19 protein-coding genes and 1 other RNA gene are annotated in these 15,156 nt (G+C 35.4%); 17 read left to right on the forward strand and 3 right to left on the reverse strand.

The features are described 5' to 3' along the window. Positions 1–68: 68 nt before the first annotated feature. The 4 genes from tmk to L1267_RS20405 all read left to right on the forward strand — a co-directional run bounded on the left by tmk (position 69) and on the right by L1267_RS20405 (position 2,750). A complete protein-coding gene (gene tmk, locus L1267_RS20390; protein ID WP_235383943.1) occupies positions 69–713 on the forward strand; it encodes a dTMP kinase in 645 nt (214 codons plus the stop codon). Further along, a complete protein-coding gene (locus L1267_RS20395; protein ID WP_235383944.1) occupies positions 673–1,359 on the forward strand; it encodes a ribonuclease HII in 687 nt (228 codons plus the stop codon). The genes tmk and L1267_RS20395 overlap by 41 nt, the downstream gene beginning before the upstream one ends. Positions 1,360–1,444: 85 nt before the next feature. Beyond that, the gene (gene yfbR, locus L1267_RS20400) at positions 1,445–2,086 is read left to right on the forward strand and encodes a 5'-deoxynucleotidase (protein ID WP_235383945.1); all 642 of its coding nucleotides are present in this window, start codon (positions 1,445–1,447) and stop codon (positions 2,084–2,086) included. 64 nt (positions 2,087–2,150) lie between these two features. Continuing rightward, positions 2,151–2,750 (forward strand): hypothetical protein, encoded by a 600-nt coding sequence (locus L1267_RS20405; RefSeq protein ID WP_235383946.1) that lies wholly within the window; start codon positions 2,151–2,153, stop codon positions 2,748–2,750. Between the two features lie 308 nt (positions 2,751–3,058). Here the strand turns inward: L1267_RS20405 and L1267_RS20410 are convergent, their stop codons facing one another. Further along, complete coding sequence (locus tag L1267_RS20410) at positions 3,059–4,396, reverse strand: hypothetical protein (protein ID WP_235383947.1); 1,338 nt, start codon at positions 4,394–4,396, stop codon at positions 3,059–3,061. 125 nt (positions 4,397–4,521) lie between these two features. On the opposite strand from L1267_RS20410, the gene L1267_RS20415 reads away from it, so the two are divergent. From L1267_RS20415 to L1267_RS20425, 3 genes are all read left to right on the forward strand, one after another. Next, a complete protein-coding gene (locus L1267_RS20415) occupies positions 4,522–5,106 on the forward strand; it encodes an HD domain-containing protein (RefSeq protein WP_235383948.1) in 585 nt (194 codons plus the stop codon). 83 nt (positions 5,107–5,189) lie between these two features. Then, a complete protein-coding gene (locus L1267_RS20420; RefSeq protein ID WP_235383949.1) occupies positions 5,190–5,705 on the forward strand; it encodes a hypothetical protein in 516 nt (171 codons plus the stop codon). Between the two features lie 50 nt (positions 5,706–5,755). Then, positions 5,756–6,748 carry a CNNM domain-containing protein gene (locus L1267_RS20425; RefSeq protein ID WP_235383950.1) on the forward strand — a complete coding sequence of 331 codons (993 nt, stop codon included), beginning with the start codon at positions 5,756–5,758 and terminating at the stop codon, positions 6,746–6,748. A gap of 131 nt (positions 6,749–6,879) precedes the next feature. Here the strand turns inward: L1267_RS20425 and L1267_RS20430 are convergent, their stop codons facing one another. Then, positions 6,880–7,224, reverse strand: coding sequence for a hypothetical protein (locus L1267_RS20430; RefSeq protein ID WP_235383951.1), 345 nt, complete (start codon positions 7,222–7,224; stop codon positions 6,880–6,882). Between the two features lie 213 nt (positions 7,225–7,437). On the opposite strand from L1267_RS20430, the gene L1267_RS20435 reads away from it, so the two are divergent. Then, entirely contained in the window at positions 7,438–8,301 is an 864-nt protein-coding gene (locus tag L1267_RS20435; RefSeq protein WP_235383952.1) for a hypothetical protein, read from the forward strand. Between the two features lie 53 nt (positions 8,302–8,354). Here L1267_RS20435 and L1267_RS20440 read toward each other — a convergent pair whose 3' ends face one another. Continuing rightward, positions 8,355–9,023 carry a glucosaminidase domain-containing protein gene (locus tag L1267_RS20440; protein WP_235383953.1) on the reverse strand — a complete coding sequence of 223 codons (669 nt, stop codon included), beginning with the start codon at positions 9,021–9,023 and terminating at the stop codon, positions 8,355–8,357. 199 nt (positions 9,024–9,222) lie between these two features. On the opposite strand from L1267_RS20440, the gene ssrA reads away from it, so the two are divergent. The 9 genes from ssrA to L1267_RS20485 all read left to right on the forward strand — a co-directional run. Continuing rightward, positions 9,223–9,574: a transfer-messenger RNA gene (ssrA, locus tag L1267_RS20445) on the forward strand. A 106-nt stretch (positions 9,575–9,680) separates the two neighbouring features. Beyond that, positions 9,681–10,136: an SsrA-binding protein SmpB gene (gene smpB / locus L1267_RS20450; RefSeq protein ID WP_235383954.1), complete on the forward strand. Its 456-nt coding sequence runs from the start codon at positions 9,681–9,683 to the stop codon at positions 10,134–10,136. A 521-nt stretch (positions 10,137–10,657) separates the two neighbouring features. Continuing rightward, on the forward strand, positions 10,658–11,242 hold the full coding sequence (locus L1267_RS20455) for a hypothetical protein (RefSeq protein ID WP_235383955.1): 585 nt from the start codon (positions 10,658–10,660) through the stop codon (positions 11,240–11,242). A 175-nt stretch (positions 11,243–11,417) separates the two neighbouring features. After that, a complete protein-coding gene (locus L1267_RS20460) occupies positions 11,418–11,714 on the forward strand; it encodes a hypothetical protein (RefSeq protein WP_235383956.1) in 297 nt (98 codons plus the stop codon). Between the two features lie 72 nt (positions 11,715–11,786). Further along, positions 11,787–12,260, forward strand: a complete 474-nt coding sequence (locus L1267_RS20465) for a hypothetical protein (RefSeq protein WP_235383957.1) — start codon at positions 11,787–11,789, stop codon at positions 12,258–12,260. A gap of 99 nt (positions 12,261–12,359) precedes the next feature. Beyond that, positions 12,360–12,644, forward strand: coding sequence for a hypothetical protein (locus L1267_RS20470; RefSeq protein WP_235383958.1), 285 nt, complete (start codon positions 12,360–12,362; stop codon positions 12,642–12,644). 214 nt (positions 12,645–12,858) lie between these two features. Continuing rightward, entirely contained in the window at positions 12,859–13,089 is a 231-nt protein-coding gene (locus tag L1267_RS20475) for an acyl carrier protein (protein WP_235383959.1), read from the forward strand. 23 nt (positions 13,090–13,112) lie between these two features. Then, positions 13,113–13,988 (forward strand): thymidylate synthase, encoded by an 876-nt coding sequence (gene thyA / locus L1267_RS20480; RefSeq protein WP_235383960.1) that lies wholly within the window; start codon positions 13,113–13,115, stop codon positions 13,986–13,988. 244 nt (positions 13,989–14,232) lie between these two features. Then, the coding region (locus L1267_RS20485) for a hypothetical protein (RefSeq protein ID WP_235383961.1) at positions 14,233–15,156 on the forward strand (924 nt) is incomplete at its 3' end.

The following is a 15,156-nucleotide window of genomic DNA, read 5'->3' on the forward strand; positions in this document are numbered from 1 at the left end:
TCTTTTCTTGTTGCATATAGAACCTAGTTTTTATATAATGAATGTATATTAAGTAGATGAGACAGTTTATGTTTATTGTTATTGACGGAATGAATGGCAGCGGAAAAAGCGGTGCAATTGAAATTATTAAAAATCATATCATAGAAATGACCGGTAAAAGCGTGGTCCTAACACGAGAACCCGGTGGAACCCTCCTCGGCGAGAAAGTACGAAACCTTGTTCTTAGTAATGATAATAACTGCATATCTGACATAAGTGAGCTACTTCTATTTTCGGCATCTCGCGCACAAAATGTCTCAGAGGTGATTAAACCAGCTCTAGAAGCTGATAAAGTAGTAATCTCAGACAGGTTCATCAGTTCATCTCTAGCATTCCAAGGTTATGCTAGAGGCCTTCCTTTAGACACTATTAAGAAAGTAAGTGATATTGCCTTAGACGGCCTATCTGATTACTACACGATTATTCTTGATATCGCCCCTGAGATTGGCCTTGAAAGGATTGCAAAGGATAAACGTACAGAAAGCGACCGTATTGAGCACGAGGCTATCGATTTTCAAAATAAGGCACGTATGGGATACCTCAAACAAGCAGAAGAAAATCCAGATTACTTCTTTGTAATCAATACAGACAGGCCTTATCCTGATGTCAAAAATGAAATCAAAGAAACTTTAGATGTCATCATTAAGCGAGAAGAGGTTAAAAATGCTAAATAACCCTAACGAATTACAGAACCTCACAGCTGGCGTTGATGAGGCCGGTGCCGGGACTTGGGCCGGAAATTTAATCGTAGCTTCATGCGTCCTTGATCCAAACAAGCCTATTTTAGGATTGGGTGACTCTAAAAAACTATCTCCTGAAACACGTGAGCGCCTTTATGACGAAATTTGTGCTAATGCATTAGAATTTCAAATCATTACTGTCACACCTGAAGAAATAGATCGCAGCAACATTTTAAACTGTCGAATGGAGGGAATGGTCCGAGCAATCAACTCTCTCACTAAAGCAACAAACGCAATCGTTGACGGTGACCGTGTGCCTTCTGGAGTTAACATACCTACTCGTGCCGTTATCAAGGCGGATGATACGATTGATTGTGCTAGTGCAGCATCTATTCTTGCCAAAGTATACCACGACCGAGAGATCACAAAGGCCGCAGAGTTGTATCCTAATTTTGATTTCGCTTCTCATAAAGGTTATGGCACCGCAAAACATAAACAGGAGCTTGCTAAATTTGGCGCGACACCTCTGCATAGAAAGTCGTTTAAACCCGTCAAAAATACGCTACAACTTAACTTAAATAGTTTGCCTGAAAGTTCAACCGAGAAAGAAACTCATATGGCATCTGAGTTTACATTCTAATTATCTTTTTTTGCTTTAATTGTTTACTTTATAGTTAATTTTAGGTATTATTTAACTATAGATAATATTTAATAAGGTATGTGATATGAGTCAAAACTTTCTTGGGTGGTTACGTCGTTTTCCAATTATTAAGCGTTGGGGCCTAATTGACAATCGTACATCATTCGACTTAGACCTTTCTAGTCACAGTTTTATGGTTGCTGCTATTGCTCACAAGCTAGGCGTTATTCGTAATGAAGTATTTGGCGGTAACGATGATCCAAGCTTGTATATCAATGAACATGAGCTAACAACGCTAGGTCTTTACCATGAAGCTGGTGAATTACTTGTGTCCGACATTCCTACAACCGTTAAGTATATTGACCCTTCTGTAACAAAAGCCCTAAAAGCACTTGAATATGTTGCAGAAAAGCGATTTGTTGAATCAACAACAGATGAGCTTCAAGATTACTTCTCTAAAATTATCATTCAAGACAATGTAGATAATGATAAGAAATTCTTCATTAAAGCAGCGGACATTATTGCAGCATACCTAAAGACAATAGCTGAGTATTCTCATCATAATAACCGCGAATTTGTTGTTGCTCACAAACGACTTAGAGCCTCTGTTGATGAATATTGTTCAAAGAGTCCAGAAGTTAAATACTTAGTCTCAAATTTCTTTAACGGGTTTGATTTAACTTTAGATGAATTAACAGACCGAGAAACGCTTAAAATTCAAAAATAACTAGCTTTCTAGTATACGGCACCTATTTTTAGGTGCCGTACAACAACATTTTAAGGCAAACCAAATGGATCAACTTAACTCTATTTTCAATGTGTCAACTTTCGGTAGCAAAGGAGAAAAGCATTACAGCAGTACAGAACTTAATTCTCTATCTAGTTCGACTTTTTCTTTTGGTAGTGGACATTATTGCCTTCACTGTGGTGAAAAGGCAAAACCTATCCAAAAAGAGTTTTACCAAAAGTCTCACAACTTTCGTGACTATATTGATGCAGGTTACCGTTGTACATGTGATTCAGCTATCAAAGAAATGGCCCTTCTCTGCGCACATACTTTACTTCAACTTACAAAACCTAAAAGTTTCAAAGAAGTTGATAAAGAAATTGCCCGTAAAACAATTACTAAGCACATAAGTAATAATTTTAATATTTCTTCACTTCGCAATAGTGATAATTTTTCAATTACTGTAGGTCAATGTGAATCTGACTTTTTTAATGAAGATGTAAAGCGTTTCATGTCTGACAGCTACTATAATTTTCTACCTTTACATGAGTTTGGGAAACTGGTTAAAGAACAGGCCGGTATTCTTAGAGAAAAAAAACAAAATGAATATCAAGAAACAATGGATAGAATCGACAGTCGCTTATCATTGTTTGATAAAAATTAACTTAAAGCCTGCACATTAAATAAGTGTGCAGGCTTTTTATTAGTTGTACTTTTTGTGTTCAATTCTAAGATCGGCTTTCCTCTTGAATGAATCCATCAACTGGATATCACGAGAACATTTCATAAACGATGTCATATCAATACACTTCGTTTTATTGATTAAAAACTCAATCAGGTAAAATGCCACGCATATAAGCCCACCGACAACCACAACGAATAGTCCAGCGAAAATGGTCACAATGAATAAAAAAACGTTTCTCAAACTATGCAGATCATTATTCATAAAACTACCTTATTACAATTAATACATTACATACTTAATTGCGATTCTAACCACAAATCTTCTGATTTTCTATTAAATATTGAAGAAACTTTTGCATACTCTTGAATATCGCTCATAGCATCTGACAAATAGCTTTGCATCCATTCTGTTAAAGACGAACTCGGCCCCTTATCATTGATAACAGCAATTGCAGGTTTACCCATTCTTACCGATTCACCAGCTTTACTCATCAAAGGTAACGTTTGATTCTCCTTAGAGTCACTTGAAAATACTTTTAATGGTAATGCATCATCCGAACCGGCAAGCGCTCGAACAAGTTCTGCAAATGCTGGTGGCATCTGAGTTTTTTCTTTGCCTGCGATATTAAATTTAATAGCAACAGACGGATCTAATACACTTTCTTTCAAGTCGCCGTAAACATTATTTACTTTTAGAGCAGCCATGATTTCAACCATAGGTTCTTTGTTCTTATTGTAAATCGTTAAGTTCAGGTCACCATCTTGCTCGCTTGCACCGATCATGTAGCCATTCTTAATTAGGTGACTTACCTCTCTAATTTGAGGTGCTACTTTTACCACTTCAGCATTCGTAAAACTAAACAGGTCACCCTCTACTTTAATGTCTTTTAGCGCTTCAGGATCTTTTTGGGCAAGCTCTTTTACTGTGGCTACCATAGTCTGAGCATTAACCAAGCTATGTTCAAGTATCCCTACAGTGGTCCCTAACTGTAATGATGACACATTACTTTTTTCACGCTCTTTATTTGTCATTCCTGATTGTTCAATGACTAAATTCATACTTTCCGAACCAAACAAAGGTAAATCAATCAGTTCTGATAGTTCGTTATAACTCATTTGGAGATCATTAATTGCTGCAATGCCTCTTTTGACATTAACATCATTTTCTTTGCCTCTCGCCTTCTGAAGAAAGAGCTCTTTTGCAAAATTTGCGTTACCAGTGAAGTTAAGCTCATTTCTAAAATCAATCATTGCTTGCTTTGCATCTAAATCGCCAAGATCCATTTTATGTGTAATTAACGGCTCTTTATTTAACTTATTTAAATCAATAACCATTAATTCATGACTTTTAAATCCATCAGAAACTAATCCTAACTTACCGTCATTACCCTTATCAATGAACAGACACTTCGCTGTTTTTTCGATATCGATAGTCTCATTAGGGAAAAATTGATTAGGTAATGTTGCTGGTAACTTAATATTTCCTACAAATGCATTACCTGTACCTTCATCAACACTTTTTCTCAAATCCGCTCTTAGTTCACTAATTAAACTTTCATTACCAACTGCGCCATGTGCAAGAATCACATTATTAGAAGCGTTAAATGGATTGTTAATGTAAGACATATATTACCTTTATTATTTTATTTACTATAAGTAAGTATACCACAAATCGAAAATTTAAAATTATGTCGAAAAATATATCTTTTTATGTTACATTAATAACTAAGCTTAACTATATTGAGATGCATATGGAGACTTACAAACTTCCCGTTTCATTTTTTGAAGCACTCACATTTACTGTTAAAGCGCATAATAAGCAATACAGAAAATCTATCGATAAAACTGTACCTTACATAAATCACCCGATTAAGGTGGCTAAACGCTTATTGCATGCCCTACAAAACAGTAATGTTAGTGAGGGAGATATGAGTTGTTTTGTTCAGGCTGCATTACTTCATGATGTCGTTGAAAAAACAAAGCATAATCTTGATGAAATTAGAGATATTTTTGGAGAAAAAACGGCTGATCTCGTTTTCGAACTTACAGACCCATCTAAAAGCATTAAAAATGCAAAAGCTAGACGTAAAGTACGAGCTAAACGAGCACAGAAATACTCGCTTGGAGCGGCTAATATCAAGGTATGTGATAAAACAGAGAATCTTAATGACATCCTTGTTCTAAATATAGACTGGCCCAAGAACAGAATTATCAATTACGCAAATGAAGCGAAAGATGTTGTTTTAAACTGTAAAGAAGGGTTTATTTTTCCATGTCTTTTAGATGACTTTTTTATTATTTATGAAAAGATTATCCGGGAACACGGTGAAGATTAATTGTGTGAGTTATCTTTTAATTTGGACAAATAAAACTTCACATACATACCTACTCTCGCATAATTAAGAAAAAAGGCTTTTTTATGCGAGCACAACAATCTCTATTTTTAAACGAAAAATCTTCTTTTTCCTGTCTTATCAACGCTAAAAACAATACATTTCGAGTGACTAAACGTAATGACCGTGTCGATATATATAGAAACCTGCATAAGCCAAGTATGTTTACCATCAGACAAAGAGCAGGAGAACTAGCTGGTAAAGTGTCTGGATACTCTAAGTCAATCCTCTTGTCATCACCTCAGCTCATAGTGCTAGAATCCGGCCGTCAAAGAGTTTTAAAAGAGAAGCGCAAGCATGTGCATGCATTTGTAAGAGGTATCTTATGTGACGCCTATACGAAACCTTTATCAATTCCATCAGATATTGGTACACGAATTACATATAACCCTTACAGAGACAACAAGTTCTTTGACACTCTTACAGATAAGAATATTAACCACTCGATATTAGATTTCTACATTCTATTGCAAGGAACTGGGGCCATTATTCTTACTAAGGAAGATATTCTAACATTAAAAGATAAGGATATATTGCCATAGTATCTTTTTATTGATACAATAGTGTTAAATTATCTTATGAGGTTTAATCTGTGACAGACGTTATTCTACTGTATTCATTATTGCTTGCTGTTTCGACACTATTGTCGCTATTTGAAGTTTCTATTTTAACTATAAATTCACGTAACCTTGAACTTCTTTCTCAAGAACGTGTATACCTTGCATTTTTTGAAAAACGAAAAGATAGTGCAGCTTCGTTAATTATGATCACGAACTTTTTAGTAGATTACGTTGGCGCAATGATCCTTTCAGCACTACTTATATCAGAACTTGGTGGTGAGTCTTGGCTGTACCTTACAGCTACCTGTGCAACATCTCTGCTAACACTTTGGATTGCAACATTAGCTGCAAAACTGTTTGCCAGTAAAAAGCCTGAACTAATCATTAAAAACTGTGGCATGATGATTATTTGCACTTATTGGATTTTGAAGCCATTCGTATCAGTCATTTCAGCACCGGTTCTTTATTTAATGCGAGGTGTTCTAAGCAACAAAGATGTAGAAAAACTTTCTGACTCTGAACTTTTAAGTGTTTTATCGATTGCAAAGAAAGAAGGACTGATCCGCGCTAGTCAACATAAGTTTATGGAGCGCCTTATTAGCTTACAGAACAAGACAGTTGGCGATATTATACCGCAAAACCAAGAGATTGAGTCAGTTGATATTAATACACCAATTACTGAGTTAAGTCGAAAATTAACCTCGCGGTGCCATAAACGACTTGTTGTTACGAAAATGCACAATGATAAACATTACCCAATTGGCATTCTAATGTTTGCTGATATCGTTAAAATAAATTACGAATACATAACTAACAAAATGAATGGTGGCGAAGAATTAGCAATACCGCTAATTTCAGAAGTTATGAAGCCATGCGTTGCAACAAGCATTTCAACATCAGCAGAAGTTCTTGTAGATAAGTTAGATCATGGCGAGAACCACATTGTCGTAGTAATTGATGACGAGGGAGTGATGCGAGGCATTATTCAAAGTGATGACATCATACACTCTCTGACTGTCATTTAACTCTATACCAGTTTTAACTTACATCAAAAAGGCAGTAGTGACTCAAGCCGTTCAGCATTCCTTGTTCGGCTTTGTCTTGATTTTTGTACATTCTAGGGCAAGAACTTAATCAAAATATAAATATATTTCCATTACTGTTTATCAAATAAGGCATTATATTCAGCGTTATATCGTTCAAGATCTACTTTTAGTTCATTTAAATTTTCTTTTGCACTTATATCTTCAGGGTTTACTCCTACCCTATCCTGAAGATCCCATAATCTTAGTTTCGTAGCTCTTATAGTATCGCTTAATCTATTTTTCTTATAGCTTATAGATAACTCGTTAAATTCCTTTTTGCTTGGGTACTTTGAATCTAAGTAGGAGATCACACCTAAAGTTCCGCCAACTATACCTATTAACGCACCTAAGACAACCGATGATTTATAAATAAACACAGTTAAGCTACTCGAGGGGTTCGTATTCGTATTTTGCATTGTATTTTTCCATTTTTTGTTTTATTTTTCCTTTTTATCTGTTTTTAAGCAAATAAAAAGTCGAGACATTAGTCTAACTTTTTCAGATCGACGAATATTGGACGGTTTGAGTTGTGACTGCCTTTTATTACTCAAACCTTTATCTTTTTATGTTGCAATTAACCACAACTGATGTATAATGTACATACTAAATAAAAAGAAGGTCAGGAAGCCATGTCTGTTACTCCGTTAAAATTTTTAAAGCAACCTATTAAACAAATGCGCGAAACTTTGCTCGTAAATAATTTTTCGGAGCACTTTATTGCTGGCCATAATAATGAGAAAATTTCTTCAGATCATTTAATGATTTTCTCTCGTATTAATGATACCAGAGCTTCTATTGGTTTTGCTTTTGACTATATTGACCGCTTACAGGAAGAATGGACAGTTACGCCTTCTTATAAGCCTGAAACATCTCTAACCGCCTATGACCATAAATTTGCAAGTAGTGAACGCAAAAATGAATTAGAAAGTATTAAGTCTGAAGATAATGCAAAAATCATTTATGGCAGAACGCTAACTTACTTAGAATTTAAAGAACAACTAAATCGATTCAACAAGGAAATTGTTGGTCAAAATGAATTTCAAGTTATCCAAGCATTCAAAGGCTTATTCCTAAGTGAGCATCAAGATGTTCAAGAGCTTACCTCTACTTCTTTTGATTCTATCAAGAGCAAAATGGCTGAACAGTTTGATAGCTTGGCAGCTGTAGAATCAGAGTATAACGAGAGCAATAAGGTCGTTAAATCGACTGAAACCCAAATAAACAATGAAATTAACAATAGCGACCTTGCTCAAGAAGAGAAAGAGTTAGTTGCTCGCTTAGCTGTTGTTCGTGATGAGCTTTCTAAGGCAAAAGCGAAACTTGAAAAAGAACAGCGTTTGGCACAAAAAGTGAAAACACTTCAAGATAGTCGGTTTAACCTTCGTCAAGCCAAAAACCGAGTGACAGCTAAATTTAAATCGCTTCAGACGAACTTACCAAACAGAGTTCGAAAAGCTTTAGACAAAATGCTTCTAGAGTATATGGGCGACTAAATCATCTTAGGGCTAGAAACCTCTATTTCTAGCCCTAAGAAAGGCACTGTTTGTTAGTTATTTATATCGATTTCAAATCGTTCATCATATTGCTTCAGGTTGTTGTACTTAATAATGGCCTGTAACTTGGCAATATATTCACCCTCTTCTTGAGAATATTTTTCCAGCCCGTTTAACTGTTCAATAACATCATCTGACTTAAAGCGAATGTCGCGAAACTTCTGGTAAGCATCATGTGTGTTAAGGTTTAGAATATAATCGTTAATTGACTCTTTAATACTACTGTATCTCTTAACCCAGTACTTAGACTCTTCTGGAGCTCCGCTAGGCTTTAACCCACACCCCTCAGTCCAACACCATACCCCAAATATATTATTGCCCTCTAATGCGAATCTAGAGGTCCCCCACCCTGATTCAATAGCCGCTTGAGCCAAAATTTGAGAAGGTTTAATCAGGTCAACTTTCTTAGCTAATTCCAAACCCGTCGTTTCTGAGTTGCATTTAACTTTATATTTAATACAAAGCGAATTAAGGTTTCGATCTTGATTTAAGTAATTCTTGTCATCAACAACACGCTTTGATGCTCCTAAAGCTTCCTGATATACCGCTTCAAAAAAAGCTTCTTTCCTTTCCTGTACAGACATGCTGTTATCCATACCGGGTAGACTAGCAGAAACCGGCAATGACAAAACACATAGAGATGCTAAGAGAGTTTTTTTCATTATAAGGAACCTTAGAATTTTTTGACATTCTATCAAAATTGAAAAATTAGGTCAGTATATTTAACAAAATCAGTTGGAAATTATCTTTTTTAATTTTCTTTATCTTAATAGTTGACATATTAAATTATAACTGTAATAATGGCTCTACATTCTGAGAACACAGGCAGTGTCCTGATTCTTGTAACGAATAGACGAATTCGGGGGATATCTGGATTTGCAGGTTTACAAGTAGTTTTTAGGTGCATGCAGAGGTGCGGCTGGCCTCTTAAAAAAGCCGTAATTAAATAGTCGCAAACGACGATCAACTTTTAGCAGCCTAGGCTGCTAACGCTATACATTTCTCGCCTCTGGGATTTGCTTTAGCGTCATATACAGAGGCTAGCACGGACAACATGTGGCCATCATGTATCCCTGCGAAAATTTGATTGGTCTAGCTTGATGTATCCTGTTCATCGGATTATTTAAGTGAAATACAAAGATGAAACTAAGCATGTAGTACCGAACAAACAAAAGTGAATTTCACCAAGGTTCGACTCCTTGATCCTCCACCATTTCGGCCCTTTGATTTAATTCGAAGGGCCTTTTTTATTGCATTTTCTCTTTACCTGACTATCTTTTTATAGTAAAATAAATCAAAACATTTAAGGCGTTTATATAATGAGTAAATCAATAATTGACATCAAAAGTACAGGCTTCAACTTCAGTCCTATTAAGAAGTATAAGGCCGGTCTGAAACTGTCTGGGTGGATGGTTAAAAGCATTCGCTCAAATAAAATCTCAGCAAGTGACGGCGCGTACATCACTCACAAAAATGGTGAACTTTTTGTTCATGGCCTTCATCTTACAGCTGAAGAATACCACAAAGGGTTTGAGTGTACCGATCCTAATCCTACAATTAAACTTTTACTTAATCGCAATGAAATTGACAACCTCATTGGTGCAGTCAATAAAGATGGTATGACAATCGTTTTAAAGAAATTATTTTGGGAAAAACATCTTGTGAAAGCTGAAATCTGGCTTGCTCGTGGCAAAAACAACCATGATAAAAGGCAGACTATCAAGAACCGAGAAGGCCAAATTGAAGCTCGCCGAGCAATGAAGAACGCTTCGTAATACTTTCTAAGGAAGAAGCTATATATTTGGTATATAGCTTCCCAACAAACTCGAATCCATTTGCTCTCTACTCGGCACTTACCCTTTCGCACCAAATTAAAATCACGCCTCATGTGTCATTTGTTAATCTTTGATCTAAAATAGATATGAAGGTATACGAACTTGATTTAGTTGCATATTTGACAAAAAAATAGCCCATCACAAAAATGCAATGGGCTCATTCTCGGCGCCTTTTAGTTATTATTATTACGCTCTTATTATGAATTTTTATTTTAATTATTAGTGGCTTAAGGGTGATTTTTATTGTTGTTCCCTGAAGCACATATGCATTATATATTTTTTCATTCCAATAAAAATACTTTCATGCAGTAACTGTGATCTACTTCTCGATAAGTCTTTACTTAGCATATTTTATATTCAATATGAGAACGAAAAGTGCTCGAAAATAAAACCGCCATTTTTCTTTTATAAAGATTTCTATTTTTGTAAAGTCTGCTCATAACTAACCTTAAGGTATATTTATGAACAAACTTTTAGCTTTAGCCATGATTTTATCAAGTGCATCTTCTTTTGCTTCAGATAGCCATTGGCGCGTCAAGTTCGGTGGCTGGTCAAAACACAGTGACTTTACTGTATATAACATTGCAAAACCAAATGAAGATCACAGAGGACTTGGCATTCAGTACTGGGAGAAAAGCCCTAAGCTTAACGACTACTTTGATTCTACAAACTTCGAAGTGGGCGGTGAAGCATGGTACATGAAGGATTCTAACAATAAAGATTCATTAATGCTTTCTACCGGCATTCGATTACCATACAAAACGGAATCTTTGTGGCCCTTAACAGAAGCGTCAGTCGTTGTTGGAGCAACATATCACTATAGAAGCACAATGGACGTTAGATATAGAACTGATACCGACCAACAAACAGGTGAGAAGTACATTTCATACTACGAAACGGACATTTCACGCAGGCATCTCTTAACACCAATGCTGATGAGTACTGTTACCCTTTTTGATACGCTTGATGTTGATTTTACGTATATTCCAAGCTTTTTTGACCAAAACGGAAACATCTTCTTTGTTCGACTTGGATTTCCAATTTAATTTTGAGGTTTCTATGATTTTTGCAGTCTTTATTTTTCTAACTATCATTCAAAGTCTAGCCATACGTTCTGGAATGCTAAAGTTTGAACACAAATACAAAAGAGAAAGCCCTGACATCACACTTAGCCGTTTACGCCGTATAATTGGATATGAGGCAAGCAAAAGAGATATTCGAATGATGAAAGGTACATTAGATGGTGAACTTTTAAAATTAGAGAAGCATGCTCAAGTAAAATCAGCCATTTCAATGCTTTTCTCGTCGGGGCTCTTCGTTATGTTCGCGGCATTTTCTGCTAATTCATTCCTAAGCTTTATAGAACTTCCTTATCAGTTTATTTGGATACAAAACAATATGACTACGTTTACATTATTGTGTTTATTTCTATCAATAATATGTCTAAGGAAAACTGTTCATTACTCTCAGGATGAATTCTCATTCCGTAAGTCTAAATCGTTTCTTAACGACATTTAAGCCCGTACCGGGATTTGACATTCTCTGTTTAGCTGTTAACTTAAACCTAGGGACTTAGGAGAATGTCAGCCGGTGCAATTTCTACAAAAACATCTTAAAATTCGCAATAAGTTAGTCAGCGCACTAAATGGGCCTGACGAATCAATGATCAGCTCCTTGATCAAAAGACAACTTCAGTACAAAAAGCCATACAGCATGCTAATCAGCGCTTGCTTACAATCTGCCGATTATCAGGATTCATTTAACAAAATACTCAACAACTTAAAATCTGAGAAATTAAATCATCATTTGGCAGAACTATACAAAGAAATATTCTTGTATGTTTCATACTCAGCTTACATTGAGGATAACAAACTTTTTCTGCTTTATGTTTTCACTTTAGACTTAGATTTTAAAGAACTTAGTCCAGAAAGTTATGCTGCATTCTTGTTTCACTCAGGAACCAAGCCATTGAACATATTACCTAAAATTAAATGCCCTATTCTTAAACGTCACACACTCGACGTCATGCAAGGTAAGTACACCTTTAATGGACAGTCCTTTTAATATATCAAGTATTGATTATTATCTTTTTTTCTGTATAATACGACCTAATAAGATTTACACCCTCGTTAAAAGCGAGGGTTTTTGTTTGAGAAATTTAAGATGAATAATGAAATTAATTTAAATGATTTGAAAAGCACTAGCTTGCGTATTTTGACCGCCAATGCACAAACAACAGGTTCTATTGAGCAGAAACTACTTCGCTCTGGCCTGAAATATTCCGCCGGTGAGTCTTTATTTAAAATGGGTATCGGACTCAACTCTGTTTTGGGGTTTTCAATCTCGTTAGGCGAAATCACTCCGTACCTTAAGGGTGACGAAAACTCATTCAATGAAAGAAAATGCACGATTATTGATGCTCGCTATCTATTTAAAGGTAAGTCGTAACAACCTATCAGTTCCACTCTAGTCTACACTCTAGGTTAGTTTACATATTTACGTCTTGCGTGATTTTATGTAAAATATTTCTTTTTAAAATAGTATCGGGTTAACCCCAAGCCCTTAAGCTTTGTGCCTTAAGTTAACCTGATTGCTCACAAATAACCCCAAATAAAGAGCAATTTCTAAACTATTTGCTGTTAATAAGACTTTAGACCATTGTATGAAAAAAATTTCAAACGAAAGTATCAAAAAATTTTTACTTGTCACTTTAAGTAAATACAGTGAATCTGTTTCATTAGACTCATTAATTACCGATGTATTTACTACAGAAATTGACTATGTAAGCTTTTTACTTCAGGTAGAAAATAAGTTAGGCATTGAGATTCATGACGAGAATGCCATGAGTTTCGAAACAATCAATGATATTGTTAAATATTATTACGAATTTTAGATAACCAATCTTAAGAGGTTTATATGACAGTACTACACCCTGAATTACAATACTTGGAAATCGCCAGAGATATTATGGATAATGGCCATATTAGCCTTAATGAACGAACAGGTATTCGAACTAAATCTTTAATAGGCCGTACTGTCGTACTTGATGTCGAAAATGGCCCATACCCTACTATCAGTACACGAAAGGCTCCTACACGTTCCCCTATTGCTGAATTCTTAGGTTATATGAAAGGGTTAACCAATGCTGAAGACTTTGCAAAACTAGGTGCCCCAACTTGGTATGCAAATGCTAATGAAACGAAAGCTTGGCTAGAGAACCCTGTCAGAAAGGGTGAAAATGATTGTGGTCAAATTTACGGTGCTGTAGCGCGTAACTTCCCAGTAGTTGGTGGTGGTAAAATCGACCTACTAAATAAAATCGTTAATAATATTAAGCAAAATCTGGACGATAGAGGTGAAATTATCACTTACTGGCATCCCGGCATGTTCCATTTAGGAGCTCTTCGACCTTGTTTACATACGCTTAATTTTGCATTACAGGGTGATGACTTGTACCTAGAAGCGTACCAGAGATCCGCAGATTGGGCGATCGGGACTGTGACAAACCTCCAACAGACACACTTTGCCCTCGAGTTTATGGCTTTTCTTACCAACAAAAATCCTAAAAGAGCTCGACTGCACATGACTAACGCGCACATCTATGAAAATCAATTTGAACTGATGGAAGAGCAGCTGAGTCGTGAGCCAATTTTGACAAACAATACCAAGCTAATTCTTGATCCTAATGTTAAGTCAGTTGCCGACATTGATGCACTTCAAAATGTTGATGGCTTTAAAGTAACCGGCTACGATAACTATCACCCTGCTATTAAGTATCCATTCGCTTCTTAAGCAAAATGGCACCTAATTGAAATTTCGATTAGGTGCCATTCCATAAAACTATAATGTCATCAACAACTCTTCCAAGAATTAAAAACCTAGATCAAAATAAATTTAGTAAGCCCATAGCTATTTAAATCAACAACTTATGCTATAAAAATAAAACAGAACTCTATTTTTATTACATGTAATAAAAATGGAATTCTATGTCTCTTTGTGTTATTATTATCCTAAGTAATAGTATTGAGATATTTCTATGCATCAGTTAAGTGAAATTATAATTAAGAAATTTAATGAAGAATCGAGCATATCGCTTTCTCATCTCCATGCAGGGATTATTAAACATATTATGCCAATCATCACCAAAAAATTTCCTCTGATCAATCAGATGCCTCAGTCTCAAGATCCTAATTATGTGATTCCATCTTTTTTTGTTGAAGCTTTGAAGCCTTTGGTGATCAATCACCCCGAAATTCTAACAGCAGATATTTATAAGCCATATATGGATGCCTTAATGACAGCCAGATACTTGAATTTATTTGGAGAAGATAAGGATTTTCAAAATGACGGATTTATACCGCATAAAATTACTAACGACACCTTTATATTTGTGAGCCCAGATTCAAACTTTAATCTCAACAGAAAACTAACCATCAACGCGCTGCCTCTTGAATTTATTACTAACCACTCTTTACGAATCAGGCATGTAGGTGGTACTTACAAGCAGATAAAAATTATTGACATTTTTATGGCTATGCTTGACTGCTTTGACTATAAAAACAATAAACCTTACTTTACTTCATGCTGGTTAGAGAGGTTATCTTATAGAAAAGACAAACTACTCCAAAAGAGAACTGATTACATTCATGACTTAATTGATACATTTACAATTCGTCAATTCGGTAAAATTATTGGGAAAAATTTTGATACCATCAAACTTCAAGATAACAAACTTACAAAAAGTGCTTGGAAAAATATTATAGATTCAAATGTGAGTAAACTTTTATCTGCTTACGGAATATCAAGCATTAAAAACTCTCCTGAAGGTTTACTTCGCTTAGCTCATGATACATTTTTGAATAACAAGATAAATGCAACTTCACATTCGATTTACAAGGATGTATCAAGGACTCGCAATCAACTTGGGTTCGAAACTGAAACAATTAAAGAAGCAATGAAG

This window comes from Pseudoalteromonas sp. OFAV1, from assembly GCF_021532595.1.
GTDB classification, from domain to species: Bacteria; Pseudomonadota; Gammaproteobacteria; order Enterobacterales; family Alteromonadaceae; genus Pseudoalteromonas; species Pseudoalteromonas lipolytica_C.